This is a genomic window from Clostridium luticellarii (genome assembly GCF_002995845.1).
Classification (GTDB): Bacteria; Bacillota; Clostridia; order Clostridiales; family Clostridiaceae; genus Clostridium_B; species Clostridium_B luticellarii.
In genome coordinates this window covers 1-2,580 of sequence record NZ_PVXP01000134.1, presented here as the reverse complement: position 1 = coordinate 2,580, position 2,580 = coordinate 1, and the positions used below count along the sequence as shown (strand labels likewise).

3 protein-coding genes are annotated in these 2,580 nt (G+C 32.9%); all 3 read right to left on the bottom strand.

Translation table 11 applies throughout. The features are described 5' to 3' along the window. Positions 1-100 precede the first annotated feature (100 nt). The 3 genes from tnpC to tnpA all read right to left on the bottom strand — a co-directional run bounded on the left by tnpC (position 101) and on the right by tnpA (position 2,498). Positions 101-1,750 (bottom strand): IS66 family transposase, encoded by a 1,650-nt coding sequence (tnpC, locus tag CLLU_RS18300; RefSeq protein ID WP_106011188.1) that lies wholly within the window; start codon positions 1,748-1,750, stop codon positions 101-103. A gap of 89 nt (positions 1,751-1,839) precedes the next feature. Next, positions 1,840-2,190: an IS66 family insertion sequence element accessory protein TnpB gene (gene tnpB / locus CLLU_RS18295; RefSeq protein ID WP_106011187.1), complete on the bottom strand. Its 351-nt coding sequence runs from the start codon at positions 2,188-2,190 to the stop codon at positions 1,840-1,842. Next, on the bottom strand, positions 2,184-2,498 hold the full coding sequence (gene tnpA, locus CLLU_RS18290) for an IS66 family insertion sequence element accessory protein TnpA (RefSeq protein ID WP_106011186.1): 315 nt from the start codon (positions 2,496-2,498) through the stop codon (positions 2,184-2,186). Before tnpA ends, tnpB begins: the two co-directional genes overlap by 7 nt. Positions 2,499-2,580: the final 82 nt, after the last annotated feature.

Sequence of the window (2,580 nt, the reverse complement as noted above, 5' to 3'; positions counted from 1 at the left end):
GTAAGCGTCAAAAATTCTACGTATTCAATTGTCAATTTTATTTTGATAAACTAAATCCAGTAGTAAGCAGCCTATCAAGGTGCCTTCTACTGGATTGTTTTTAGTCCTTTTTACCATGGAGATTTTTATTTTGAAGTTTTAGTTTGTCTGGAAGCTCATTAGACCAAGGCATGTATTTTAATAGTGTATCTGTATCTTTATTTTCTAGATTGCAGAGCATATCCATCAAGTAAACCAGATATTTTTCTACAACTAAGCCATTTGCTTTAGCCGTTTCTACTATGCTATAAATAACTGCACTTGACCTAGCTCCTTTAGGGGTATTACACATGAGCCAATTCTTTCTTCCTAGAACAAAAGGTTTTATTGCCCTTTCGGCTCCATTATTATCAATCTCTAAAGAACCGTCTGTTAAAAAGGTTCTAAAGGTTGGCAGTAGCTTTTTGCTGTATTCTAAAGCTTGTCCTAACGGACTTCTTGGAAGAGCATTATTTAGTTCTATATCAACATACTTTATAAATTCTTCAATTATTGGTGCTGATTTTTCAAGCCTTATTTCATGGCGTTTTTTATAGTAATCATCATCACCTTCATATTTTTCCTTTAGCTCCTTTTCAATTTTATAAAGCTGCTCGCAAAAATTAAACCCTATAACAGCTCTAGAATTTTTTAGGGCTTCGCCTTCTAGTTTTGAAACTATTTCAAAATATTTTCGCCTGATATGAGCCAGGCAGTAAATGTGCTTAACATTTTCTACAGAGTTATACCCTTGATATCCATCCGTTTGAAGCACTCCTGAAAAATCCTTCAAGAATTCTTTAGGACAGGTGCTGGACCTAGTTCTTTGATAGTCATAAAGAATTATAGGATTTTTCCACTCTCCAGTTTTATATAGCCACATATATTTTTTAGCCTTAGAGTCTTGCCCCTTAGAATCAACAACAACTACCGTTGTTTCATCAGCTTGGACATAATGACTTTCTAAAAGCTTTTCCTTCATTACGTCGTAGACTGCTTCAAATTCATCTGCAGTAGCTATTATCCAATTAGATAAGGTTTGTCTTGAAAGGCTTGCGCCAAGCATATCAAAATAGGTCTCCTGTCTATAAAGGGGCATTGCATATTGATATTTAAGGTTTATAACGTGGCTTAACAGCTCATGAGAAGCCATACTTTTATAGAGTAGAGCGTTGGGTGCTTTAATGGAAATTATATTTGCATTTCCGTCTATTTCTTCGCATGACTTACAAGCGTAGCTGTAGGTTATATGCTCCTCTATATATAACTCCGCTGGTTTATATTTTAAAACTTCTTTTGTTTTAGTTCCTATAACGGTCAATTCATTATGGCATTTATCGCAGAATGCCTTGTCCTCATCTAGTTTATGTTCAATAACAATTCTTTCTAAATGAGCAAGATTATCTTTTTTGCCAACATAGGAAGAGGATTTTTTTCTTTTATAGGTTATTTCTTCAATGGTTGGCTCAGCTACTTTAGTATCACTATATTTTTCAGCCTCATCAAAAAGAGACATTTGATTATCCTTTATATGCTCGCTAGATTTACCAAATATCTTCTTGTTCTTATTAAGAATTTGATTTTTAAAAAAGGCAAGTTCATTCTTCAAGTTGTTAATCTCTTGATCCTTAGAAGCTAGCTCTTTTTCTTTTAATTCTATCTCTTTTTCCATCTTGGAAATTATAAGCTCTGTCTTTTCATCTAATTGCTTATCAACATTTAAGCCATCCATTTTTAATACCTCAACTTATGTTTACTATATATTCATTATAGCACAAAACCCTTGATTTCTCAAGGGCTGCCAGAATTTGATTAGTATTTTTAATAGTAATTTTTATTTTCAATCGGTTTGAATTTTGATGCAGTTCTTACCTCATATCCTTTTAGGAGCCACCGCAATTCCTCTAAGGTAACGCCTAAAGCTTCCAGCTTTGTCATTGGCCACTTAAATCGACCCTTTTCTAATCGATAATAATAAAGCCAGAAACCTTCATCAAAATGTAGTATTTTTAACTTATTCATCTGCTTATTGCAAAATACAAATAGTGCTTTTTCGAAAGGATCAAGCTTAAGTGTTGCTTGGACTATAAGTGATAATCCATCAATATTTCTTCTTAAATCTGTTGCTCCACAGGCTAGATATACGGTATTCACCTTATCAATATTCAGCATGTTGCAGCTAATTCCTTAAGTATAGTTTTTAATAGTTCTGATTCATTTGATGGTATAAATACATTAGCTTTACCAATCTCTATACGTATATCTTTATATGCCTTTTCGGCATTATCTGGAGCTATTAAGGTATTTAGACTTACAGCATGAAAGGTAGGCTTTTTTAAGATATCAGCTCTTCTTTTATGATAATAAAACTGGCTTTTGCTTACATTGTTTTCACTGCAAAAGCTTGTTACAGTTCCTTCATAGGAAGAAAACTTTTCTAAAATTTTCTCCCAAGGCTCATGATTAATTTGCTTTTCCATTACAGATACCTCCTGATTTTTATATCTGTAATTTTATCAAGGAAATTTTAATATCTCTAGGTGTCTATTTTTTTACGCTTAC

Excerpts from the sequence above, each read along its gene's own strand:
- tnpC (WP_106011188.1), bottom strand. The coding sequence starts at position 1,750 with ATGGATGGCTTAAATGTTGATAAGCAATTAGATGAAAAGACAGAGCTT.
- tnpB (WP_106011187.1), bottom strand. The coding sequence starts at position 2,190 with ATGCTGAATATTGATAAGGTGAATACCGTATATCTAGCCTGTGGAGCA.
- tnpA (WP_106011186.1), bottom strand. The coding sequence starts at position 2,498 with ATGGAAAAGCAAATTAATCATGAGCCTTGGGAGAAAATTTTAGAAAAG.